The organism is Nocardioides secundeburneus (assembly GCF_039939255.1).
In the GTDB taxonomy this organism is placed as follows: Bacteria; Actinomycetota; Actinomycetes; order Propionibacteriales; family Nocardioidaceae; genus Nocardioides.
Genome location: NZ_JBDUUE010000006.1, coordinates 212438 through 235563, shown reverse-complemented (window position 1 = coordinate 235563; position 23126 = coordinate 212438). Strand labels below are relative to the sequence as shown.

22 protein-coding genes are annotated in these 23126 nt (G+C 71.9%); 11 read left to right on the top strand and 11 right to left on the bottom strand.

The features are described 5' to 3' along the window. The first annotated feature begins 53 nt into the window (after positions 1-53). The gene (locus ABFT23_RS17440; RefSeq protein ID WP_347897457.1) at positions 54-1505 is read left to right on the top strand and encodes an aminotransferase-like domain-containing protein; all 1452 of its coding nucleotides are present in this window, start codon (positions 54-56) and stop codon (positions 1503-1505) included. A 149-nt stretch (positions 1506-1654) separates the two neighbouring features. Next, the gene (locus ABFT23_RS17435) at positions 1655-2149 is read left to right on the top strand and encodes a nucleoside deaminase (RefSeq protein WP_347897455.1); all 495 of its coding nucleotides are present in this window, start codon (positions 1655-1657) and stop codon (positions 2147-2149) included. An 85-nt stretch (positions 2150-2234) separates the two neighbouring features. Here the strand turns inward: ABFT23_RS17435 and ABFT23_RS17430 are convergent, their stop codons facing one another. Together ABFT23_RS17430 and glnA are read right to left on the bottom strand one after the other, a co-directional pair. Beyond that, complete coding sequence (locus tag ABFT23_RS17430; RefSeq protein WP_347897453.1) at positions 2235-4313, bottom strand: TerD family protein; 2079 nt, start codon at positions 4311-4313, stop codon at positions 2235-2237. Positions 4314-4577: 264 nt separating this feature from the next. Beyond that, a complete protein-coding gene (gene glnA, locus ABFT23_RS17425; RefSeq protein WP_347897451.1) occupies positions 4578-5996 on the bottom strand; it encodes a type I glutamate--ammonia ligase in 1419 nt (472 codons plus the stop codon). Positions 5997-6177: 181 nt separating this feature from the next. Here glnA and ABFT23_RS17420 point away from each other — a divergent pair, with 181 nt between their 5' ends. From ABFT23_RS17420 to ABFT23_RS17410, 3 genes are read left to right on the top strand one after another with little or no spacing between them, the layout of a single operon-like run. Continuing rightward, entirely contained in the window at positions 6178-6582 is a 405-nt protein-coding gene (locus ABFT23_RS17420; RefSeq protein WP_347897449.1) for an RDD family protein, read from the top strand. A 37-nt stretch (positions 6583-6619) separates the two neighbouring features. Continuing rightward, positions 6620-8749, top strand: coding sequence for a protein kinase domain-containing protein (locus ABFT23_RS17415; RefSeq protein WP_347897447.1), 2130 nt, complete (start codon positions 6620-6622; stop codon positions 8747-8749). Positions 8750-8800: 51 nt separating this feature from the next. After that, complete coding sequence (locus tag ABFT23_RS17410; RefSeq protein WP_347897445.1) at positions 8801-9634, top strand: hypothetical protein; 834 nt, start codon at positions 8801-8803, stop codon at positions 9632-9634. On the opposite strand, the gene ABFT23_RS17405 is transcribed toward ABFT23_RS17410, so the two are convergent. The 6 genes from ABFT23_RS17405 to ABFT23_RS17380 form a co-directional block, all read right to left on the bottom strand. Then, positions 9631-10536, bottom strand: a complete 906-nt coding sequence (locus ABFT23_RS17405; protein WP_347897443.1) for an AraC family transcriptional regulator — start codon at positions 10534-10536, stop codon at positions 9631-9633. The genes ABFT23_RS17410 and ABFT23_RS17405 overlap by 4 nt on opposite strands. Before the next feature lie 96 nt (positions 10537-10632). Continuing rightward, positions 10633-11373: a DUF4191 domain-containing protein gene (locus tag ABFT23_RS17400; protein WP_347897441.1), complete on the bottom strand. Its 741-nt coding sequence runs from the start codon at positions 11371-11373 to the stop codon at positions 10633-10635. A gap of 38 nt (positions 11374-11411) precedes the next feature. Beyond that, positions 11412-12353: a lipoyl synthase gene (lipA, locus tag ABFT23_RS17395; RefSeq protein WP_347897439.1), complete on the bottom strand. Its 942-nt coding sequence runs from the start codon at positions 12351-12353 to the stop codon at positions 11412-11414. A 38-nt stretch (positions 12354-12391) separates the two neighbouring features. Beyond that, complete coding sequence (locus tag ABFT23_RS17390) at positions 12392-13252, bottom strand: NAD-dependent epimerase/dehydratase family protein (protein WP_347897437.1); 861 nt, start codon at positions 13250-13252, stop codon at positions 12392-12394. 53 nt (positions 13253-13305) lie between these two features. Next, positions 13306-14307: a hypothetical protein gene (locus tag ABFT23_RS17385; protein WP_347897435.1), complete on the bottom strand. Its 1002-nt coding sequence runs from the start codon at positions 14305-14307 to the stop codon at positions 13306-13308. Then, complete coding sequence (locus ABFT23_RS17380; RefSeq protein ID WP_347897433.1) at positions 14304-15266, bottom strand: ABC transporter ATP-binding protein; 963 nt, start codon at positions 15264-15266, stop codon at positions 14304-14306. Before ABFT23_RS17380 ends, ABFT23_RS17385 begins: the two co-directional genes overlap by 4 nt. A 152-nt stretch (positions 15267-15418) precedes the next feature. Between ABFT23_RS17380 and ABFT23_RS17375 the strand changes: the two genes are divergently transcribed. The 3 genes from ABFT23_RS17375 to ABFT23_RS17365 are packed head-to-tail and all read left to right on the top strand — an operon-like array spanning position 15419 to position 17247. Then, a complete protein-coding gene (locus ABFT23_RS17375) occupies positions 15419-16639 on the top strand; it encodes an inorganic phosphate transporter (protein ID WP_347897431.1) in 1221 nt (406 codons plus the stop codon). 11 nt (positions 16640-16650) lie between these two features. Further along, on the top strand, positions 16651-16950 hold the full coding sequence (locus ABFT23_RS17370; RefSeq protein WP_347897429.1) for a hypothetical protein: 300 nt from the start codon (positions 16651-16653) through the stop codon (positions 16948-16950). Positions 16951-16953: 3 nt separating this feature from the next. Further along, the gene (locus ABFT23_RS17365; protein WP_347897428.1) at positions 16954-17247 is read left to right on the top strand and encodes a DUF3349 domain-containing protein; all 294 of its coding nucleotides are present in this window, start codon (positions 16954-16956) and stop codon (positions 17245-17247) included. Between the two features lie 18 nt (positions 17248-17265). Here ABFT23_RS17365 and lipB read toward each other — a convergent pair whose 3' ends face one another. After that, positions 17266-18003, bottom strand: coding sequence for a lipoyl(octanoyl) transferase LipB (lipB, locus tag ABFT23_RS17360; RefSeq protein ID WP_347897425.1), 738 nt, complete (start codon positions 18001-18003; stop codon positions 17266-17268). Between the two features lie 95 nt (positions 18004-18098). Between lipB and ABFT23_RS17355 the strand changes: the two genes are divergently transcribed. Beyond that, the gene (locus ABFT23_RS17355) at positions 18099-18647 is read left to right on the top strand and encodes a hypothetical protein (protein ID WP_347897424.1); all 549 of its coding nucleotides are present in this window, start codon (positions 18099-18101) and stop codon (positions 18645-18647) included. On the opposite strand, the gene ABFT23_RS17350 is transcribed toward ABFT23_RS17355, so the two are convergent. After that, on the bottom strand, positions 18619-19533 hold the full coding sequence (locus ABFT23_RS17350) for a TIGR01777 family oxidoreductase (protein WP_347897422.1): 915 nt from the start codon (positions 19531-19533) through the stop codon (positions 18619-18621). The two genes, ABFT23_RS17355 and ABFT23_RS17350, sit on opposite strands and share 29 nt — an antisense overlap. A gap of 72 nt (positions 19534-19605) precedes the next feature. On the opposite strand from ABFT23_RS17350, the gene ABFT23_RS17345 reads away from it, so the two are divergent. Then, positions 19606-20469 carry a DUF6263 family protein gene (locus tag ABFT23_RS17345; protein WP_347897420.1) on the top strand — a complete coding sequence of 288 codons (864 nt, stop codon included), beginning with the start codon at positions 19606-19608 and terminating at the stop codon, positions 20467-20469. Between the two features lie 69 nt (positions 20470-20538). Further along, the gene (locus tag ABFT23_RS17340; RefSeq protein ID WP_347897418.1) at positions 20539-20994 is read left to right on the top strand and encodes a tellurite resistance TerB family protein; all 456 of its coding nucleotides are present in this window, start codon (positions 20539-20541) and stop codon (positions 20992-20994) included. Between the two features lie 214 nt (positions 20995-21208). On the opposite strand, the gene sucB is transcribed toward ABFT23_RS17340, so the two are convergent. Next, complete coding sequence (sucB, locus tag ABFT23_RS17335; protein ID WP_347897417.1) at positions 21209-23113, bottom strand: 2-oxoglutarate dehydrogenase, E2 component, dihydrolipoamide succinyltransferase; 1905 nt, start codon at positions 23111-23113, stop codon at positions 21209-21211. Positions 23114-23126: the final 13 nt, after the last annotated feature.

Below are 23126 nucleotides of genomic sequence, written 5' to 3'. Positions count from 1 at the left end.
GTGTCCCGGTCACCACACTGTGGCCCACGCATTGGCCCGACAAGGGCCAATGCGTGGGCAATGGTCCAAAGACGGTCCGACGACGGAGGCGCGCCACGAACACCACCGGCCGCGTCACGCGCCTCCTCGCGGGCTGGCAGTCCCAGAGCGGTCCTCTCGCGCAGCGCCTCGCGGCCGCCGTCACCGACCTCGTCGACCAGGGCGACCTGCGTGCGGGCGACACGATGCCGTCCGAGCGCACGCTGGCCGGTGCGCTCATGGTCAGCCGGGGGACGGTGACCGCGGCCTACAACCTCCTGCGGGACGCCCGGGTGATCGAGAGCCGGGTGGGCAGCGGGTCGTCCGTCACCTCGGTCGGCGCTCGCGGTGTCGCCGGCCCCCGGGCCGACGCGCGGCTCACCAGCTTCGGCGAACATCCGGTGCAGCGCCACCACGACCTCTCCAGCGGCGCGCCGGGCGGCCTCGACCTCGTGCGCGAGCACACCGACCGGGTGCTGCAGCACCCGCGTCTCGCCGAGCTCGTCGCTGACGACGGCTACGAGCCGGCCGGCCTGCTCGAGCTGCGGACGGCGCTCGCCCGCTACTACGCCGACCTGGGGGTCGCGACGTCCGCCGACGAGGTCCTGGTCACCTCGGGGTCCCAGCAGGGCCTGGCGATGGTCGCGGCCGCCCTGGTCAGGCCGGGCGACGTCGTCCTGGTCGAGGACCCGTCCTACCGCGGGGCGCTGGACGCGTTCCGCGCGCAGGGCGCCCGGCTCGTGCCGGTCCCGGTCGACCACTCCGGACCGGACCTCGAGGTGCTCGAACGACTGGTCCGCCGGCTCGAGCCGCGTCTGTTCTACTCGCTGCCGATCGCCCACAACCCGACCGGCTCGGTGATCACCCCCGACCGGGCCGCCGGCGTGAACCGCATCCTCGCGGGGTCACGGACCATCCTGCTCGAGGACGGATCTCCCGCCGACCTCGTGCTCGACGCGGACCGGCCGCCGACGCCGGTCGGTCACGGCTTGCCCCCCGACCAGTGGGTCGCCCTGGGGTCGGTGTCGAAGCTGTTCTGGGGCGGCCTCCGGATCGGGTGGATCCGGGCCCGGTCCTCCTTCCTGGGGCCGCTGGTGCGCGCCAAGGCCGTGGCCGACCTCGGGAGCTCCCCGCTGACGCAGCTGGTGGCCGCGTCCTGCCTGTCCGTGGTCGACGAGGCTCGCGTCGTCCGCCGACGACAGCTGGAGACGGGTTACGCGGCCGCTTCCGCCATCCTGAACGCCGAGGCGCCGGAGTGGTCCTTCACCCGGCCCGGTGGCGGCAGCGGCCTGTGGGTGCGGGTCCCAGGCCTTGACGCCTCGGCCTTCGGGCAGCACGCACGGCGCCACGGGATCCTGGTCAGTCCCGGCCCGGTCTTCTCGGCCGTCGAGGGATGCCGCGAGTTCCTCCGAATCCCGTTCTGGCGCGAGCCCGACGCGCTCGGTGAGGGCCTCGCCGACCTGATCGCCCTGTGGCGCGACCACTGACATGACGACGGACGGCCAGCGGCGTCCACGAGAGTGGTCCGCGACGGACGCCGAGGTCACGACCCCGAGCGCATCGGCCCCCCCACGAAAGGCACTCCGGTCGCCGGCGGGGTGGGCACGCGAACGGCTCGCCGACCTACGCTCCGAGAGTGAACCGGCAGGCCGCTCTCGATCCCACCCTCGTCGCCCGCTCCGTCGACCTCGCCCGCACCAACGTGGCCGACGGCGGCAAGCCCTTCGCCTGCGTGGTGGTCGACGCCGCCAGCGGCGGGGTGCTGCACGAGGCCACCAACCAGGTCGTCCAGAGCGGCGACAAGACGGCCCACGCCGAGATCACCGCCATCCGCGAGCTCGCGGCCTCGGGCCGCACCGACCTGCGCGGCTGCGACGTCTACGTCACTGCCTACCCCTGCCCGATGTGCCTCGGTGCGCTCTACTACGCCGAACCGGAGCGGATCGTCTACGCCGCGACCCGCGAGCAGGAAGGCGAGCACTACGAGGACGGCGGCCGCTACATGAGCCTCGCCACGTTCTACGACGAGTACGCCGCCGCACCCGACGACCGGGCGATCCCGTCCACGCAGGGCGAGCACGACCACCCGACCGCACCGTTCGAGGACTACGCCGCGCGGCACGGCTCCTGACGTCGGCTTCCCGCGGCCTACAGGCCGGGCTTGAGAGGACCACGGGCGCCGTTCGGGGTTGTCCTAGCGGCAGGCGCCGGGCGGATCAGGCTCGTTTGTCCACCCACGGCCGAAGGTGCTGGACGACGTCGGCGTAGAACGTGGTGCTCACGGTCTTGACCGACGCGATGAGCGTGCCGGTGCCGGCTGCTCGTTTGGCGCCGAGTGGGACGTCCATCGAGATCGTGAAGGACTTGATCTCCCGCTGGTCGTCGGGGATCAGGATCGTGGGGTCGTTGCGGGCTTTGCCGAGCAGCGCTGCGGTCGACGTCGAGCGCGGACCTGCCAGGTGGGCTTCGATCCTCAGTGAGTCCTTGGCGTCGTCGGCGATCTGTCGCAGGAGCCAGGTGATGCGGGTCTGGGCGCGCGTCTCGCCCTTGGGTGCAGGCACCGTGATCGACGCGGTCGCCTTGTCGGAGCGCAGATCGGCGCCGATGACGATGACATCGATCGCGCCGGGCACCTTGAGACGACCGAAGAGCAGACCGGAGTCGGCGAGCTGCTGGCGTCGGCTCGCGTGGTCAGGCGTCTCCCGTGGTGCCAGCGCCTGGACCTCGACGCCGAGGAGGCCCGAGAGGTGGTGACCGAGGTGTTGGACGAGCTCGTCGAAGCGCGCGCTGACCTCCCCGGTGGCCTTGTCGGAGGCGCGGGCGGTCTTGGCCTTCACGGCGTCGCGGACCTTGACCCAGCTCGGGCCCATGTCGCCGAGGCCGCCCATGCCCGAGCGGGCGTGGTTCATGTAGCGGATGAACTCCTCCAAGACCTTGCCCTGGGTCGGGTCGGCGACACCACGGTGTCGGGCGGTCAGGATGGCCTCGGCGCGGATCTGGTCCCAGGACAGGTGGTGCAGGGCGACCTTGCGCAGCTTGCGGCGGTCGATCGCGACCGGGTGGTCAGCGTCGCCGCCGGCGAGCTCGTTGCTGATGGTAATGACGGCGTCGAAGCCCTTGGTGCGCGCGATCTCGACGTAACGGTCGATCTGGGTGGCGTCGAGCTTGCCCGTGGACGTCTTGACCTCGACCAGCGCGGTCCAGGTCTTCTGGCCGCGGGTGATGCGAATGACGCCGTCCGGTCGGTAGGCCTCCTCGTCCTGGCCGAACGGCACCTCGATGAATGTCGCGAGCGATCCTCGCGGGGCACCGCACTTCGAGGTGAGCGCCGTGCCGAACTCGCGGACCATGCTCATGACGGCGAGCAGGGCGGAGGTGGCGCGGCGTTCCTGCTCCTCTCCGCTGCCGATGCCGGCGACGGGGAACAGGCGTGCGGGCTGCCAGTCATTGCCGTCGACGGCTGGGATCGTGGCATTCCAGTCGACCGGCAGCTTCGGGGCGCGAGTGGGACGACGGACCGACACGCCGCGCTTGCTCGGCGCTGCCTCGGCCCCGCGGGGCGCCGCGTCGTCAGCCAGCATCGGCTCGACCTCGGGCGTGGTCTCGACAGACGGATCGTCCTGCGCATCGGTGGGCAGGTCCGGGGTCGCGACGTTGACGCTGTTGCCTGGCTCGTCGGCCGGTTCGGCGTCGTCGGAGGCGACCTCGACCCCGTGCGCGCTCACCAAGGCGCCGAGCCCGTCGGCGTAGCCCTGACCGACGGCGCGGACCTTCCATTCGCCGTTGCGGCGGTAGAACTCGCCGAACAGGAGCGCGAGCTCGCTGCTGGCATCGGTGATGTCGAAGACGAGCAGGTCGGTGGCGTCCGACGTGCGTTGTGCCCGCATGCGGATGTCCGCAGCATCGCCGAACGTCACGCCGGCAGACGGATCGAGGCTCGCGGAGATGACGATGCGCTCGATCTCCTCGGGGACGTCGTCGAGCTCGAGCGTGACGACGTCGGACGACCAACCCTCCGCCGCCTCTGCCGAGTCGGGCGCGGGTCGGACCTTGTCACGCAGGTGCACCGCGCCACTCAGAGCGATCGGCTGATTGTAGAAGACGAAATCCGAGCTCGTGCGCACCTTGCCGCCGGCGTCGAGCAGCAGGACGCTGACGTCGGCGTCGATCTCGGCGCCGTCGTGTCCGCGGCTGTCGAGGAACACCGTCAGGCCGCCGAGCTCGGCTCCGAGCGTCGAGAGCGAGACGTTGGTCCCCTTGGTCAGCTGATGCGCTTCCGAGAGCAGGTTTGTCACGCGGACGAGGATCACACGAGCCCCACGCGTGTGTCGGTAAAACCAAGTGATTAGTGACGGCGCATCGTGCCGGGCGACCGCCGCGAGCATCGCTGTTGAAAGCGCAACGACCCGCCTGCATGTACCAGTGATGTAACAAGCGAACCCCAGAACACGAGAAACGCCGCCGAACGACCCAAAGGTCGGACGGCGGCGTTTCCGCAGGTCAGAGGCGGTTTTCTTCGGTCGTCTGGCGTTGATCGAAGGGCCACCAGCGGCCCGAAATCAGATGTCGTAGTACAGCTCGAACTCGTGCGGGTGCGGGCGGAGCTGGACGGGCGCGATCTCGTTGGTGCGCTTGTAGTCGATCCAGGTCTCGATGAGGTCGGGCGTGAACACGTTGCCCGCCGTCAGGAACTCGTGGTCGGCCTCGAGGGCGTCGAGGACGGCGCCGAGCGAGGTCGGGACCTGGTCGATCTCGGCCATCTCGTCCGGCGGGAGCTCGTAGATGTCCTTGTCGATCGGCGCGGCCGGCTCGATCTTCTTCTGGATGCCGTCGATGCCGGCGAGCATCAGGGCGGAGAAGGCGAGGTAGGGGTTGGCCGAGGGGTCCGGGAAGCGGGTCTCGACGCGCTTGGCCTTCGGGTTCGAGCCCGTGATCGGGATGCGGACCGAGGCGGAGCGGTTGCGCGAGGAGTAGACCAGCGAGATCGGGGCCTCGTAGCCGGGCACCAGGCGGTGGTAGCTGTTGACCGTCGGGTTGGTGAAGGCCAGCAGCGCCGGAGCGTGCTTGAGGATGCCGCCGATGTACCAGCGGGCGAGGTCGGACAGGCCGCCGTAGCCGGTCTCGTCGTAGAACAGCGGCTCGCCGTCGTTCCACAGCGACTGGTGCACGTGCATGCCCGAGCCGTTGTCGCCGAAGATCGGCTTCGGCATGAAGGTGACCGACTTGCCCTGCTCCCAGGCGGTGTTCTTGATGAGGTACTTGAACTTCATCACGTCGTCGGCAGCCTTGAGCAGGGTGTCGAACCGGTAGTTGATCTCGGCCTGGCCGGCGGTACCGACCTCGTGGTGGGCCCGCTCGACCTGGAGGCCGCACGCCTCGAGGTTCTTGACCATGTCGGCGCGCAGGTCGCTGTAGTGGTCGTAGGGCTCGACCGGGAAGTAGCCGCCCTTGAGGCGGGTCTTGTAGCCGAGGTTGTCGCCCTCCTGGCCCGAGTTCCACCAGCCCTCGACGGAGTCGATGTGGTAGTAGCCCTCGTTGACGCCGGTGGAGTAGCGGACGTTGTCGAAGATGTAGAACTCCGCCTCGGGGGCGAAGAACGCCGTGTCGGCGATGCCGGTGGTCGAGAGGTAGGCCAGCGCCTTGCGGGCGATGTTGCGCGGGTCGCGCGAGTAGGGCTCACCCGTGATCGGGTCGTGGATGAAGAAGTTGACGTTGAGGGTCTTCGACTTGCGGAACGGGTCGACGTAGGCCGTCGTCGGGTCCGGGAACAGCGACATGTCCGACTCGTTGATGGCCTGGAAGCCGCGGATCGACGACCCGTCGAAGCCGAGGCCGTCGTCGAAGACGCTCTGGTCGAAGGACGACACCGGGACGGTGAAGTGCTGCATGATGCCGGGCAGGTCGCAGAAGCGGACGTCGATCATCTCGACGCCTTCGTCCTTGATGAACTTGAGCAGCTCATCGCTGTTCTGGAACATTCGTCCTCCTTGGCTGCGGACCACGGCGCAGCCTTCGTGTGGCGGGGTGCGGCGTCGCTGCGTTGCGACGGATGCCCGAAACGTACCTGTCGAGCGGTTTCCCGACCGTATCGAGATTGTTTCCCCGGTGTAACAGGTGTCCGGCGTCGGTCGACTTTCGCGTGCTCCCTATCCTCGACCTGTGAACGAAGCGCTGCCGACCGCCTCCTGGCCACGGCGCATGCTCGCTCTCGCCGTCGACTGGGCCGTGTGCTGGCTCGTCGTGCTGCCGTTCGTCGACCCGCAGGCCGGAGGCCCCGAGGGCTTCGTCGTGCTGGGCGTCTACATCGTCGAGTCGGCGTTCTTCACCTGGCTGCTCGCCGGCTCGTTCGGCAAGATCGTGACCGGCCTGCGCGTCGTCCCGGACGACGGCCGGCTGCGTCCGCACCGGCTCTGGAAGATGGTCGTGCGCCAGGTCCTGGTCGCGCTCGTCGTCCCGCCGCTCGTCTTCCGGGCCGACGGACGCGGCCTGCACGACGTCTTCGCCGGCACCGCGACGGTCGACGTCGCCACGTTCCGCGGCCTGGTCGCCGCGCAGGCCCGCTGACCGACCACCACCGCCACCCAACGGGGGAGTCCACACCATGTACACGCCACGCGTCGGCGAGATGCTCGGCCGCTACCACCTCGACCGGCTCCTGGGGCAGGGCGGCATGGGCCTGGTCTTCGCCGCCACCGACCAGCGGCTGCACCGCACGGTCGCGGTCAAGGTGATCACCGGCGTCCTCGCCCAGAACGCCGAGTTCCGCGCCCGCTTCCAGCACGAGGCCGAGGCGCTGGCCCGGCTCGAGTCGCCGCACGTGGTGACGATCTACGACCACGACGAGATCGACGGGACGCCGTTCATCGTCATGCAGCTCGTCGAGGGCACCGACCTCGCCACGCTGCTCGGCCAGGACGGCGCCCTGCCGGCCCGGACGGCGCTCGCGATCGCAGCCCAGGTCGCCGGCGGTCTCGCCGACGCGCACGAGCGCGGCGTGCTGCACCGCGACGTGAAGCCGGCCAACGTGCTGCTCCGCCGCGACTCGACGTCGCACCCGCAGGCGTTCCTGTGCGACTTCGGCATCGCCCGCTCCGAGGGCATCGACGGCCCGGCGCCCACCGCCACCGGGATGATCGCCGGCACCGGCACCTACCTCGCCCCCGAGCGCGCCGACGGCAAGCCCGCCACCCCGGCCAGCGACCTCTACTCGCTGGGCTGCGTCCTGTGGATGATGCTCACCGGCTCCGAGCCCTACTCGGGCACCGAGATGCAGGTCGCGATCGCCCACCAGCAGGCAGCGGTGCCGCAGCTGCCCGGCCGCGGCCAGGTGGTGCGCCGGCTGAACGCACTGTTCACCACGCTGCTCGCCAAGGACCCCGCCGACCGCCCCGCCGGCGCGGCCCAGGTGCGCGCCGAGCTCGAGGCGCTCGTGCCGCTGGCCCCGGCCGAGCCGCTCGACGTCCCGCGGGTCGACCGCGGTGCGACGACGGCCATCCGGTCGGCACCCGGCGTCGGCGGGGCCGCGACGCCGTCCCGGGCCCCGACCCTGCCGCCGACGACCCCGCTCCGCAGGCGTGGCTGGGTGCTCGGCGCCGCCGTGGTCGCGGCGCTCGCCGTCGTCGGTGGCGGTCTCGCCTTCGCGCTCACCCGCGACGACGACGAGCCCGACGGCACCCCGTCGGACGCCGCCACCGACGAGCCCGAGGCGACCCGCGCCGTGACCGGCGACGTCGACGGCGACGGCCTCGGCGACGCCCAGGTCTTCCAGGACCGCCTCGGCGCGACGTCCCCGCTGTCGGTGTGGACGATGCCGTCGACGGCGATGCGCTTCGGCAGCCCGCAGCGCGTCGGCGCCCTCGAGGGCGTGCCCGTCTGGGGCGACATCGACGGCGACGGTACCGGCGAGCGGCTGTGGATCGACGCGAACACCTCCGACACCGAGCTGCTGATCGGCGTCCAGGCGGTCGACGACACCCAGTCGACGATCAGCCTCCCGGTCGACCCGGCGTTCGGGTTCACCGGCTACGGCACCCGCCTCGCCGACGTCGACGGCGACGGCGACGACGACCTGGTGCTGCTCGGTCAGCCCTCCGGTGCCGAGGACGTCCTGTTCGTCGCGCTCGCCGACGACGGCCAGTTCTCCGCGCCGACCCAGTGGCACCAGGGCGGCACGTCCGGCGGCTACCTCTGGACCGGCGACGTCAACGGCGACGGCGCCGACGAGGTCGTCCTCTACTCCCAGAGCCCGACCCCCGACGGGTTGGACACGCTCACCGTGCTCGAGGCCGACGGCGAGACCTTCGCGGCCGCCGAGCCGCGCGAGCTCAGGGGAGCAGCGGTCAACCCCTACGTGACCACCTGGCTCGTGGGTGACGTCGACGGCGACGGCACCGACGAGCTCGTCGTCGAGTCCGGCATCCGTCGCGGCATCTACGTCTACCGGTTCACCGACGGCGCCATCGGCACGCGCGAGGAGTGGTCGCGCACGGTCCGCGGCGCCGACGAGGCGAGGGAGCAGCTCTACGCCAGCGGCATCCGCTCCTACGTCCTCTCCGACGTCGACGGCGACGGCGCCGACGACCTCGTCCAGCTCTACGAGCCGCTCGAGGGCGAGAGCGACCTGCGGTTCAGCGTCCGGACGTCCGACGGCTCGTCGTTCGGCGACGAGGCCGACTGGGGCCGGTTGCCGTGCGGCGAGGAGTGCACCGACAGCTTCACCTTCATCTCCTGACCTGCGCCGATCGTCGCCTACGCACCCGGCCGCGCGGGTACGGTCGCGGGCATGACTTGGAGATGGCGCGCCGTCGCGCCTGCGCTCCTACTTGCGGCCGGGTCGGTGCTGGCCGGCTGCAGCGACGGTCAGCCCACCGTCGCCAACGCGACCAGCCCGGTCATCCCCGGCTCGACCGTCACCATCGGCAGCGAGCCGGCCGCCGTCCGGACCGCGGAGGCCGAGCCGTCGGAGTCGCCCGGGTCGTCCGAGCCGAGCGAGCCGAGCACTCCGGAGACGTCGTCGTCCCCGCCGGTCGCCGTGACCCTGACGACGGCGAGGCAGCTGCTCGAGAGGGTGGCTGACGGCATGGTCACCTCTGCTGGAGGGGCCTATACGGTGCACGTGTCGATCGGCGACGGTGAGGTGCCGGCGGCCGAGGCCGACCACGTCTACTTCCCGGCGGAGGCCAGCGACTACCAGGCGGCGGTGGGCGCGACGGAGATCCGCCGTACCGGCGGCACCGTCTATGCGCGTAGCGGTCCGGGCGCGCCCTGGGTCAGCGGCGACGGCGTGCCCGACGACCTCGCGGCCTACGCGGCGTGGGACCTCCTCACGGACCTGCGCCTGCCGCTGGAGGCTGCGGAGGGATTCGGCGCAGTGCCCGCCGTCACCGTCGACGGGACGGCGTACGACACCTACACGTTCACCGTCGAGGCCTCCGCCGTCGCCAGCGTCCCGCAGGTGCCGGACGACGCGACCGGAGCGGTCGACGTCACCTTCTCCATCGACGCGAGCGGCAAGCCGGTGCGGGTCGACCTGGCTCTCGCCGACGGATCGCTGGTGCGCACCGACTACACCGGCTACGGCGCACCGGTCGTCGTCGAGGCGCCCGCCGTCGGCTAGGACGACGCGGGGTCCCGCTCGACGGGCAGCCACAGCTCGCCGCTGCCGGTGGCGCGGGTCTCGTCGTAGCGCACGCGCAGCACCTCCGGTCCCGGCACGGTGCGGTAGGGGTTGGCCGGGAACCACGCGCCGTACGCCGAGGCCCACAGCTGCTGCAGGTCGTGCTGCAGCCGGTCGGCCGGCACCTCCTCGGTGGCCAGGACGACCCACTGGTGGGCCGCGACCTCGAGCACGTCGAGGTCGTCGTCGACGTCGCGGCGGGTGGTGGCGACGGCGTGGTGGTAGTCGAACTCGCTGCCGTCGAGCCGCTCCTCGGCGAAGCCGGAGCTGACCGACAGGGTGCCCGAGAGCACAGGGTGGTCGGCGTAGGTCGCGAGGCGGTCGCCGAGGTCGGCGGGCAGGCCGCGGTGGAACTCGGTCAGTGCGGTGTTCTCGCCCTCGAAGACGAGCGGCAGGCGCGCGTGCCGGCCGACGAGGCGAAAGGGGTCGGTGTGCTCGATGCGGTGTCGCACGGTGGTGGCTCCTTCGATGCGCAGGTGGAAGGACAACCGAGGCTGCGAGTGCAGCACCGCGCCGCGACGGCGGGCCTCGACGGGCGAGATCCCGTGCATGGCCCTGAACGCGCGGGCGAACGAGTCACCCGAGCCGTAGCCGTAGCGGACGGCGACGTCGAGGACGCTGCGGCGACCCTCGACGACCTCGGCGGCGGCCACGGTGAGCCGACGCCGTCTCACGTACTCCGAGAGCGGCATGCCGGCCAGGGCCGAGAAGACCCGGCGGAAGTGGTGCTCCGAGGTCGGGACGACGCGTGCCAGCGCCGCGACGTCGAGGCCGGCGTCGTCCGCGTCGACGACCAGCCGGTCCTCGACCAGCGCGATCGCGTCGTTCCAACGGTTCAGCACGGTTGCTCCCTCCGGTTCTCCTACCGAGGAACCTAGGGAGAAAAGACGGCACCGACCCGACGATCGGTGTCCGATGTGGTCGGGTCGGCGGTCGGGTCAGCGGCCACGCAGGTTGCCGCGCATGCCCTTCATCGACGTCGGCACGGGGCCGCGGGGGAGCGGGATCTTGGGACGCTGGGCGTCGAGCGCCTTGATCCGGTTGAGGATGTCGGTCATCTCGGCCGGCTTGACCTGACGACCGAGCTTCTGCACGTGACGCACCAGCTTGGGCAGCGGGACCTGCCCCTCCTCGCGGCCGACGATGATCTCGTGGATCGGGGTCTCGAAGGCGACGCGCTCGTGCTTCTTGCGCTCGGCGGTGAGCAGCTGGCGCAGGCGGTTGGGGTTGCCCTCGCCCACGAGCACGATGCCCGGAGGGCCGACGACCCGGTGCACCATGTCGGGGTTCTGCCGGTTGCCGCCGAAGGCGATCATCTGCTCGGTCTTCCAGCCGCGGCGCAGCATCGTGAGCGCCTGGGCGGCTGCGCCCTGGCGCCCCTCGAGGCGGTTGTACGCCGCCCGCTGGGCGCGCCGGCTGAACACGATCATCATGGCGACGAGGCCGACCATGATGCCGAGCAGGATGGCCACGACCAGGGTGAAGGTGCCCCCGCCGAAGGGGAACCAGAACAGCGAGAACGCGAGGGCGCCGAAGACCAGGAAGAAGCCCAGCATGATGAGACCGAGCCGGGGGTCGGTCTCCTTCGACATCCGGTAGGTCTCGACGATCTGTGCCCGCCGGCTCATCTTGGCGGGGTCGGTCTCCTTGACCTTGGGGGTCTTGGGCTCCTTGGCCATCTGTGCTGCTGCCTCGCTCGTCGCTCAGGTACCGGGTCTCAGACGGACGCGGCGCGCGCGTCCATCGCCTGACGGTACAGGCGACCGGCCCGGTACGACGAACGCACGAGCGGGCCGGAGAGCGCGCCGGAGAAGCCGATCTCGTCGGCCTCGTCCTTGAGCTCGACGAACTCCTCGGGCTTGACCCACCGCTCGACGGGGTGGTGGCGCGGGGAGGGCCGCAGGTACTGCGTGATGGTGACGATCTCGCAGCCGGCCTCGTGCAGGTCGCGCAGCGCCTGCGAGACCTCGTCGCGGGTCTCGCCCATGCCGAGGATCAGGTTCGACTTGGTGACCAGGCCGAAGTCGCGGGCCTGGGTGATCACGTCGAGCGAGCGCTCGTAGCGAAAGGCCGGGCGGATGCGCTTGAAGATGCGCGGCACGGTCTCGACGTTGTGGGCCAGCACCTCGGGGCGCGACTCGAAGACCTCGCGCAGCTGGTCGGGGTTGCCGTTGAAGTCGGGGATGAGGTTCTCGACGCCGATGCCGGGGTTGAGCTCGTGGATCATCCGCACGGTCTCGGCGTAGAGCCAGGCGCCGCCGTCGGGCAGGTCGTCGCGCGCGACGCCGGTGATGGTGGCGTAGCGCAGCTCCATCTTCTGCACCGACTCGGCGACGCGGCGGGGCTCGTCGCGGTCGAGCGGCTGCGGCTTGCCGGTGTCGATCTGGCAGAAGTCGCAACGACGGGTGCACTGCTCGCCACCGATGAGGAACGTCGCCTCGCGGTCCTCCCAGCACTCGAAGATGTTGGGACAGCCGGCCTCCTGGCACACGGTGTGCAGGCCTTCGCCCTTCACCAGCTTCTGGAGCGCCTTGTACTCGGGACCCATCGTGGCGCGGGTCTTGATCCACTCGGGCTTGCGCTCGATCGGGGTCTCGGCGTTGCGGACCTCGAGACGCAGGAGCCGGCGGCCTTCGGGTGCTGGGGAGGTGGTGCTCATCGTCTCGATCCTACGCCGGGGGTCGTCAGGGCTCGCACTCAGCGCTCCGCCGGGTAGCCGGCGCGGAGCAGGTCGACCAGGCTCGGTGCGCTCGGCTGCCAGCCGAGGGCCCGGGCCGCCGTCCCCTTGGTCTGCTGGTCGAGCAGGAGCGCCTCGGCGAACGCCTCGCCGAGGCGGTCGGCGGCCTCGTCGCCGCTGCCGCTCACGACGGCGGGTGCGACGGCCTCGCCGAGGTCTCGGACGGTCGGGTTGGTGCCGTTCGCGCCGACGTACGCCGAGCCGCCCGGCGCCCGGTCGAGGACGAGGAGGTAGAGGTCGGCGAGCTCGTCGACGTGCACCGTCGTCCAGTGCTGGTCGCCGGTGCCGATGAGCGTGAGAGCGCCGTCGTCGTCGCGGGGGCCGGTGGCGAGCAGGTTCGGGATGCCGCCGCCGTGGCCGTAGACGATGCCCGGCCGCACGACGGAGGCCCGGACCCCGGAGGCGAGCAGTCGCGACTCGCCGGCCGGACGCCATGCCGTGATGGCCGGCGGCTGCTGCGGGTCGTCGTCGGCGATGTCGGGGTTGTCGCCGTAGGTCCACACGCCGCCGGTGTGCACGAACGGCTTGTCGGTGCCGCCGAACGCGGCCACGACGGCGTCGATCACCGAGTCGTTGAGCGCGGCGTCGTCGGCGTCACCACCCGCGGCGGTGTGGATGGCGCCCTGCACCGTCTCGAGCTGCCCGCGGAGCCAGTGGCTGTCGAACAGGTCGCCCACCAGGGGCGTCGCGCCCGCCGCACGGACCGCGGCCGCGGCGTCGTCGCTGCGCACGACCGCCGTCACCTCGTGGCCCGTGGCGAGCAACCGCCGCAGCACCGCGTTGCCGATGTAGCCCGTGCCTCCGGTCAGCAAGATCTCCATGCCTGGCCCAACCCGACCACGACGCGGGTATTCCGCGGGCCGCCGGATGTGGGTCAGGGCACGTCGCGGCGGCGGAACGAGACGACGGAGGCACCCGTGGCGACGACCGTGAGCAGACCCAGGTGGAGCAGGCCGCCGTTCAGCGAACGACGCCGCTGCTCGACGCACTCGGGCCGCGGCTCCGCACTCATCTCGGTGTAGCAGGACTCGGGCACGGGGACGAAGTAGTCGGTGCCGTCCTGGATGACGGCCTGGGCGTTGATGGCCGGGTCGACCGGTCCGCGGTCGTCGACCAGGAGGCCGAGGAGGATCGCCCCGGCGACGGCCACGCCGAACAGCAGCCCGATCGTGAACACGGTGCTCCGCGAGAGCATCGTGATCGCGTAGCCGCCGAGCGCCCCGGCCGCCGCGACGCCGGCACCGCGCCAGCCCTGCTGGAGGCTGTCGAGCAGGACGCCGTCGGGGATCGCGATGTCGTCGACCCAGAAGCGGGCGGCGAGCATCAGCCAGAACACCGTCGACGCGACCAACGCCACGGTGCCGGTGCCGAGCACGACCGCGAGCGCCTTCGCCGTCCACACCCGGCCACGGCGCGGCTCGAACAGCAGCTGGTTGCTCATCGAGCCGGTGTTCCAGTCGTGACCGGCGAAGGTCGCCCCGACGAGCATCGCGAGCATGCCGAGCACGACGGCGACCGCGAGCCCGCCGTCGTCGCGGGCGGTGGCGAGGTCGAGCGGGTCGTAGTCGACGAACTGGTCGGCCGTGGGGGTGTTCATCGAGGTGCACTGCTCGAGCACCTCGGCGTCGGGGCCGGTGATGCCGTACTCGTCGGCGTAGCGCACGCAGTCGTCGATGCCCTGCTGCACGTAGGGCTGCCGAGCCTCCTCCGCGGCGAGCACCTCGGCCTGCTCGTAGGCGTCGGGGCCGAGCGGCTCCTGGTCGACGAGCGTGATCACGCCGATGACGACGGGCAGCGCGAGCATGGCGACCAGGAGCACGAGGACGGCGCGCCGGCAGCGCAGCCGGGTCAGCTCGACCCCCAGCAGCCGCATCACGAGGCACCGCCCTGGGCGTCGGTCGCGGTGCCGAGCGTGTCGTCGGCGGTCAGCTCGAGGAAGACCGACTCGAGGTCGCGACGCACCGGCGTCAGCGCGCTCAGCCACAGGCCGGCCTCACCGAGCGTGCGGGTGATCGTGGCGGGGTCGTCGGACTCGACGCGCAGTCCGGCCGGGTGGGTCGCCGACCGGGCGGCCGACATCCCGGCCCGGCCGAGGACGGCGAGCGCGGCGTCGACGTCGGCCACCTCGACCTCGTGCGTGGTGGCTCCGGCGTCGACCAGGTCGCGCACCAGCCCGGAGGCCAGCAGGCGGCCGTTGCCGATGATGGTGGCCGAGTCGCAGACCTGCTGCACCTCGGCGAGGATGTGCGAGCTGAGGAGCACGGTGACGCCGCGCTCGCCGAGCCCGCGGATCGTCTCGCGGATCTCGCGGATGCCGGCCGGGTCGAGGCCGTTGGTGGGCTCGTCGAGGATCAGCAGCTGCGGGTCCTTGAGCAGGGTCGCGGCGATGGCGAGGCGCTGCTTCATGCCGAGCGAGTAGCCCTTGTAGCGGTCGCGGTCGCGCCCGGTGAGCCCGACGGTCTCGAGGGCGGCGTCGACCCGCGACTCGGGCAGGCCGGTGCTGCGGGCGAGCAGCTGCAGGTTGCGTCGTCCGGTGAAGGTGGGGGAGAACTTCGGCGACTCGACGACGGCGCCGACCCGGTCGATCACGGCCGGCAGGAGGGCGGGCACCGGCTCGCCGAAGAGCCTCATCTCGCCGCTCGTGGCCCGGGCCAGGCCGAGCAGCATGCGGATCGTCGTCGTCTTGCCGGAGCCGTTGGGTCCGAGGAACCCGTGCACGCCTCCGGCGGGCACCGCCAGGTCGAGACCGTGCACGGCCACCCGGGTGCCGCGGCGTCCGCGGAACTCCTTGCGCAGACCGGCGGTCTCGATGACCAGCTGACCGGTGTCGTTCACCTCGTGCTCCTTCCCGATCGGGACGGGTCATCAGACCACGACGGCCCGTGCTCGGCGACGGCGACGCGCGGGGTCCGGGCCGTGGTGAACATCTGCTGAACTCCGGCGCGCAGCCCTTCCCCGCACGGTGGGTGAGGAGCAGCGTGCGGAGGGTGACACCGGAGCTGGTCATCCTCGGACTGGTGGTCGTGACGGCGCTGGCCTTCGACTTCACCAACGGATTCCACGACACCGGGAACGCGATGGCGACCTCCATCGCGACCGGTGCCCTCAAGCCCAAGGTCGCGGTGGGCCTCTCCGCCACCCTCAACCTCGTCGGTGCCTTCCTCTCGGTCGAGGTCGCCCTGACGGTGACCAACGCGGTGGTGAAGATCCAGGACTCGGACGGCGCGCCACGGCCGGAGCTGCTGGCCGACGGAGGCGAGGCGCTGCTCGTCATCGTGCTCGCCGGTCTCGTCGGCGGCATCCTCTGGAACCTGCTCACCTGGCTGCTCGGGCTGCCGTCGAGCTCGTCGCACGCGCTGTTCGGCGGTCTGATCGGGGCGACGATCGCCGGTCTGGGCATGGACGGCGTCAACTGGGCCGGCGACGGCAGCAAGCTCGACGGCGTCGTCGGCAAGGTCATCCTGCCCGCGCTGCTCTCACCGCTCATCGCCATCGCCATCGCCGCGGTCGGGACCTGGTTGATCCACGCGATCACCGAGGGCGTCGCCGAGCGCTACCGCGAGAGCGGGTTCCGGTGGGGGCAAATCGGCTCGGCGTCCCTCGTCTCGCTGGCGCACGGCACCAACGACGCCCAGAAGACGATGGGCGTGATCACCCTCGCCCTCCTCGCCAGCGGCGAGTGGACCGACACCTCGACGATCCCGCTGTGGGTCAAGGTCTCGTGCGCCGCGGCGATCGCCCTCGGCACCTACCTCGGCGGGTGGCGGATCATCCGCACGCTCGGCAAGGGGCTCGTGGAGATCTCGTCGCCGCAGGGCATGGCGGCCGAGAGCTCGTCGGCCGCGGTCATCCTCACCTCGAGCCACCTCGGGTTCGCGCTCTCGACCACCCACGTCGCGACCGGCTCGATCCTCGGCACGGGCGTCGGCAAGCGCGGCGCCGAGGTCCGCTGGGGCGTCGCCGGACGCATGGTCCTGGCCTGGCTGATCACGCTGCCCATGGCAGGCGTCGTCGGCGCCCTCGCGTGGTTCGTCGCCGACCTGGCCGGAGGGGTCATCGGTGCCGTCGTGGTGTTCGCGATCCTGGTCGCCGCCTCCGGCGCGATGTACGTCCGCTCGCGTCGCGAACCGGTCGACCACAGCAACGTCAACGCCGACTGGGAGGGCATGCCCGACGCCGTCGGCACCCAGTCCGCGGTCAAGGTCTGAGGGAGGCCGTCATGGAGAACGTGCGGTTCGCGCTCGAGGGCGCCTGGCAGGTGCTGCTCGTCGGGCTGCTCCTCGGTGCCGGCCTGCCGGCCGTGTTCGCCCTGGGCATCCGCTCGCTGGCCTACGGCACCGGCGGCAGCGCTGAGGCCGACGGCGGCGCGCCCCACCCGGTCGGGCGCCTCGTGGCGGTCTGCTGCTTCGCGGTCGTCCTGGCCGGCGTCGCGCTCGGCATCACGATCGTGGTGGCCTCGGGGTTCGGCCACGAGGTCAGCTTCGAGCACGGGTACCCGACCCTCGTCGAGAAGGGCTGAGCCGTGCCCGTCGCCGTCCTCGGGCGCATCGTCGCCTGGCTCCGCGAGGGGTACCCGACCGGGGTGCCCGCCCAGGACTACGTGCCGCTGCTCGCCCTGCTCCGTCGCCGGCTGAGCGACGAGGAGGTCGCGGAGATCGCCCGTGAGCTGGTCGCCCAGCGCATGGTGCCGCCCGACCTGGTCGATGCCGACATCGCGGTGTCCATCACCCAGGTGACCGACCAGCTGCCGTCACCGGACGACGTCGACCGGGTGCGCGACCACCTCGCCTTCCGGGGCTTCCCCGAGGAGGAGTGAGGAGCCGCCGCGGCGCCGTCAGGCGCCGGGTCGGATGAGCTCGATGCGTGGCGCGCGGCCCGGCTCGGGACGCGGCTCGTAGTCGGGGGTGGCCTCGTAGGGGCCCCAGGCCAGGTAGTGGCGCAGGTGCCGCTCGACCGACGGCAGGACGTCGTGCACCGTGACGGCGCGCCCCGTCTCGAGCGAGAGCGTCGTGACACCGGCGTCGTCGATGCCGCACGGCACGAACCGGTCGTACCAGTCGAGATCGACGTCGCAGTTGAGCGAGAAGCCGTGCATGGTGACGCCGCGCGAGACGCGGATGCCGATGGCGGCGACCTTGCGCTCGGGACGACCGCGCTCGACGTCGGCCTGCAGCCACACGCCGCTGCGGCCCGGCACGCGCGCGGTCTCGACGCCGAGGTCGCGGCACACCGCGATGAGCGCCTCCTCGACGCGGCGCACGTAGTCGACGACCTTGACGTGGTCGGGCGTGCGCACGATCGGGTAGCCGACGAGCTGTCCGGGCCCGTGGAAGGTGATCTTGCCACCGCGGTCGACGTCGATGACCTGGGCGCCCCCGGGATCGAGCGGGCGCTCGTGCGCGTCGGTGCGCTTGCCGGCGGTGTAGACGGGCGGGTGCTCGAGCAGCAGCACGGTCGGCGGTCGGGTGCCGGCGACGACGCCGGCGTGCACGTCGCGCTGGAGGTCCCAGGCGGCGAGGTAGTCGACCGCGTCGGCACCGAGACCCGCGACCTCGAAGGTCAGGTCAGTCACGTCGTCCAGGCTAGCGCGCGGCCCGGTCGGACCGGGGGTCGGCGGCCTGTGGACGAGCGCGCGCGCCGACGGGCGATCTGGGCTCTACTGGTCGCGTGCCCGCCACCACCGCCACGCGCCTGCTGCTCTGGGTGCTCGCCGCCGCGTTCGTCGGCATCGGCGTGGTGTGCGTCGTGGTGGCCACCGACGCCGACGATGCACCGCGGGCGGCCGCTCCGGCGCCGACCGCGGCGCCGTCCTCGCCGACGGTCGCCCCGGTGCCGGCGTCACGCCGGGCCCGCGACGTGCTGCGGGCCTGGGACGACGCCCGGGCGGCCGCCTGGACCACCGGCGACCTGCGCGCCCTCCGCACGCTCTACACGCCCACCTCGGCCGCCGGACGCCGCGACGTCGCGATGCTGCGGGCGTGGAACGATCGCGGCTCGCGGCTGTCCACTCTGACGACGCAGGTGCTGCGCCTCGACGTGGTGGCCGAGTCCGGGCGACGCCTGGTGCTCGTCGTCACCGACCGGGTGGCCCACGCGGCGGCCGACGAGGTCGCGCTGCCCGCCGACGCCGCGTCGACGAGGCGGCTGGTGCTCGAGCGGGTCGACGGCGCGTGGCGGATGGCGTCGGTCAGCCCCGAGCGGCGAGCGCGGTCGTGATCAGCGCGTCGACGTCGGCGTCGAGGAACTCGTAACCGGCGTCGAGCAGCGCGGCGGGCCGCACGTTGAGCGAGCCGAGCAGCTCGGGCGCCATCGCCCCGGCGGCCACCTTGAGCACGGGCGCCGGCGCGGGCAGGAACGCCGGGCGCCGGACGGCGCTCGCGAGCGCCCGGGTGAACTCGGCGTTGGTCGGGGCCGTCGGCAGGCACAGGTTGACCGGGCCGGACGTCGTCCCCTCGGTGAGGTGGACGACGCCGCCGACCCAGTCGCGCAGCGAGATCATCGGCATGTACTGACGCCCGTTGCCGAGCCGTCCACCGAGCCCGAGGCGGAACTGCAGCAGCTGCTGCTTGAGGGGTGCCGCCCGACCGTCCATCACCGGCGCGGTGCGCAGCACGGCCACCCGCGCGCCGGCCGCGACGGCCGGGTCGGCGGCGGCCTGCCAGACGCGCGTCACGCGGGTCAGCAGGGCGTGCCCGCGGGTGTCGGAGACCTCGGTGAGCACGGCGTCGCCGTGGTCGCCGTAGTAGGAGATGCCGTTGCCGGCCAGGAACGCCGGCGGCCTCTCGGCCGCCGCGATCGACTCGGCGAGCAGGCGCGTGGTGGTCACCCGGCTACGCTCGAGCTCGCGGGCCCACCGCTTCGAGTGCGGGTTGCCGAGCGTGGGCGAGCCGGCGAGGTTGATCACGACGTCGGCGGTGCGCACCAGCGTGTGGTCGACCTCGCCGGTGTAGGGGTCCCACCGCGACTCGTCGGCACCCGTCGCCGAGCTCGCGTCCCCCCGCACCAGCGAGACGACGCGATGGCCGCGCTCACGCAGCGCGGTGCGCAGGTGGGAGCCGAGGAAGCCGGAACCGCCGGCGAGCACGATCGACAGGTCGCTCATGCCCCCAGCCTCCCAGGTGCGGCCTCACCCCGTGGAGGCGTGGGCCCGCGTCGTCGTGGGTAGAGGTCGCTCATGTCGCGCTCCCTCGCCACTGCCACCGCCGTTGCCGTCGTCTGCCTGCCACTGCTCGCCGCCTGCGGCGACGACGGCCCCGAGGCAGGGGACAAGCCGGTCATCGAGGTCACCGAGACGGGCGCCGAGCCGCGCTCGTCGTTCGCCTACGACGTCGAGGTCGGGCACACCGAGACCACCACCATGGTCCTCGACCAGCGCATCGACGCCGGTCAGGTGGCCGACTCGCCGCCGATCGAGTTCGTGCTCTCGACCGAGGTCACCGAGGTGACCGACGACGAGATCACCGCCGTCACGACCTACACCGACGCTCGCGTGACCGACGACGACGACCCCACCGCCGCCCAGGTCGAGTCCGCGATCGAGCCGATGGTCGGCTACCGGACCACGACGACCTTCAGCCGTCTCGGCGAGCTCGTCGACAGCGAGTCGGAGATCCCGGCGGGGGTGACGGGCCAGGCGCGGGAGATGCTCGAGCAGCTGGGCAGCCAGTCGGAGTCGCTCACCGTGGCCTACCCCGACGAGGACCTCGGCGTGGGCGCGACGTGGACGGCGACCAACGTCCTCGAGCTCAACGGCATCGAGGTCGAGCAGACCGCCCGGTACGAGCTGGTCTCGTTCGAGGGCGAGGAGTACGAGATCTCGGTCGAGGTGACCCAGGAGTACCGTCCCGGCGACGCCGACGGCTTCGAGGTGACGTCGGGCGACGGCCGCACCACCGGGACGATCAGCGGCACGACGGGCTCGCTCTTCCCGGCCTCGTCGGAGTCCCGCGGGTCGACGAGCGTCGACGTCGAGGCAGGCGGCCAGTCGCAGACCGTCACCACCGACACCGAGGTGAGCGTGACCACCGAGGTGGGCTGAGCCGGTTGCGGCCGTCGGGCACGATGGTCGCGTCCACCGAACCACCCCGATCGTGAGGTAACGACACCGATGGCCCTTTGGGACAAGTTCCGCCAGTCGACCAAGACCATGCAGGACCAGCTGATCGCCAAGAAGAACGACCTGCAGAGCGGTGCCTTCCGCGACGCCTCGATGGCCATGTGCGCTCTGGTCGCGGCCGCCGACGGCTCGGTCGACCCGGCCGAGCGGCAGAAGGTCTCGGGCCTCATCACCACCAACGAGGCCCTGTCGAACTTCCCGCCCGACACCCTCAGCCAGCGCTTCGAGGACAACTGCACCAAGCTCGCCGCCGACTTCCAGCTCGGCAAGGTCGAGCTCGTCCAGACCATCGGCAAGACCAAGAAGAAGCCCGCCGAGGCGCGTGCGGTCATCCAGATCGGCATCATCATCGGCGGCGCCGACGGCAACTTCGACGCCCAGGAGAAAGCCGTCGTGCGCGAGGCGTGCCACGCGGTCGGCATCGACCCCTCGGAGTTCGACCTCTGACGCTGGTCGAGCCGGGCGAGCCCGAGTCGAGGCCCCTGTAGGACGACGGCCACGCACCCACCGACGGTGGGGCGTGGCCGTTAACGTCGCGGAGGTCTCGACCCGCGGTCGCGCCCGAGCAAGCTCGGGCGCGCGCTCGCTCGACCTCCTCGGGTCACCGACGACAGCGCCCCCGCGCGAGCAAGCTCGCTGCGGGGGCGCGGTCGTCAGTGCCTCAGACCTCGAAGGCCCCCGACTCGAGGCGCTTCTTGACCTCCTGCAGGAACCGGCCGGCGTCGGCGCCGTCGACCAGGCGGTGGTCGTAGGTCAGCGCGAGGTAGACCATGTGGCGCACCGCGATCGTCTCGCCGAGGTTGGGGTCGTCGATCACGACGGGGCGCTTGACGACGGCGCCCGGGCCGAGGATGGCGACCTGCGGCTTGTTGATGATCGGGGTGTCCCACAGGGCGCCGACGCTGCCGAGGTTGGTGATGGTGAACGTGCCACCACCGAGCTCGTCGGGGCTGATCTTGTTGGTGCGGGTGCGCTCGGCGACGTCGGCGATCTTCTTCGACAGGCCCGCGATGGACAGGTCACCGGCGTCCTTGACGACCGGCGTGAGCAGGCCCTTCTCGGTGTCGACGGCGAACGCGATGTTCTCGCGGTCGTAGTAGGTGATCGTGCCGGCGTCGGTGTCGATGGTGGCGTTGAGCTTGGGGTGCTGCTTGAGCGCGTCGATCGCGGCCTTGGCGAAGAACGGCAGGTAGCTGAGCTTCACGCCCTCACGGGCCAGGAAGTCGGCCTTGGTCTTGTCGCGCAGGCGCGCGACGTTGGTGACGTCGACCTCGACGACCTGGGTGAGCTGGGCCGAGGTCTGCAGCGAGTCGATCATCCGCTCGGCGATGATCTTGCGCAGCCGGCTGATCTTCTCGGTGGTGCCCCGCAGCGGCGACGGCGTGACCGAGGCGGCGGCCGGCGCCGAGGCGGCGGGGGCCGAGGACGCCGGGGCCGACGCGGCGGCGGCCGGAGCGGGCTGCTCGGCGGCCTTGGCGGCGTCGAGGACGTCCTGCTTGCGGATGCGGCCGCCGACGCCCGAGCCGGTGACCGAGGCGAGGTCGACGTTGTGCTGCGCGGCGAGCTTGCGCACGAGCGGGGTCACGTAGCCGGCACCGTCGGTGGTGCTGCCACCGGTGCTCGCGCCGGTGCTGCTGCTCGGCGTGCCGCTCGGGCCGTCGGACTGGCTCTCGGAGGCCGCCGGCGCGGGAGCGGGCTCGGGCTCGGACTTCTCCGCCGGCTCCGGCTCAGGGTCCTTGGCCTTCTCGGGGGTCTCGTCACCGGGGGGCAGCTCGCCCTTCTCCTCGGCGATCTGCTCCTCCTGCTCGGCCTTCTTCTCGGCCTGCTCCTCGTCCTTGGGCTGCGCCTCGGGCTCGGCCGAGCCGCTGGCGTCGGCGGGGGAGGCGCCCTGGTCGCCGATGACGGCGAGCTCGGCACCGACCTCGACGGTCTCGTCCTCCTCGACCTTGATCTCCAGCAGGGTGCCGGCGACCGGCGAGGGGATCTCGGTGTCGACCTTGTCGGTGGAGACCTCGAGCAGCGGCTCGTCGACCGCGACGTCGTCGCCGACCTGCTTGAGCCAGCGGGTGACGGTGCCCTCGGTGACCGACTCGCCGAGCGCGGGGAGCGTGACCGACGTGGCCTCGCCACCGCCCCCACCCGAGCCCGAGCCGGACGAGGCGGCGGGCGCCTCCTCCTTCTCCTTCTCGGGGGTCTCGTCGCCCGCGGGCAGCTCGCCCTTCTCCTCGGCGATCTGCTCCTCCTGCTCGGCCTTCTTCTCGGCCTCGCCCTCGTCGGCGGGCTGCGCCTCGGGCGCGGCGGAGGAGTCGGCGTCGCCGGCGGACTCGCCCTCGTCACCGATCACCGCTAGCACGGCGCCGACCTCGACGGTGTCGTCCTCCTGGGCCTTGATCTCGAGGAGCGTGCCCGCGACGGGGGAGGGGATCTCGGTGTCGACCTTGTCGGTGGAGACCTCGAGCAGCGGCTCGTCGACCGCGACGGTGTCGCCGACCTGCTTGAGCCAGCGGGTGACGGTGCCTTCGGTGACGGACTCGCCGAGTGCGGGCAGGTTGACTTCGGTGGCCATGGGTGGCTGCTCT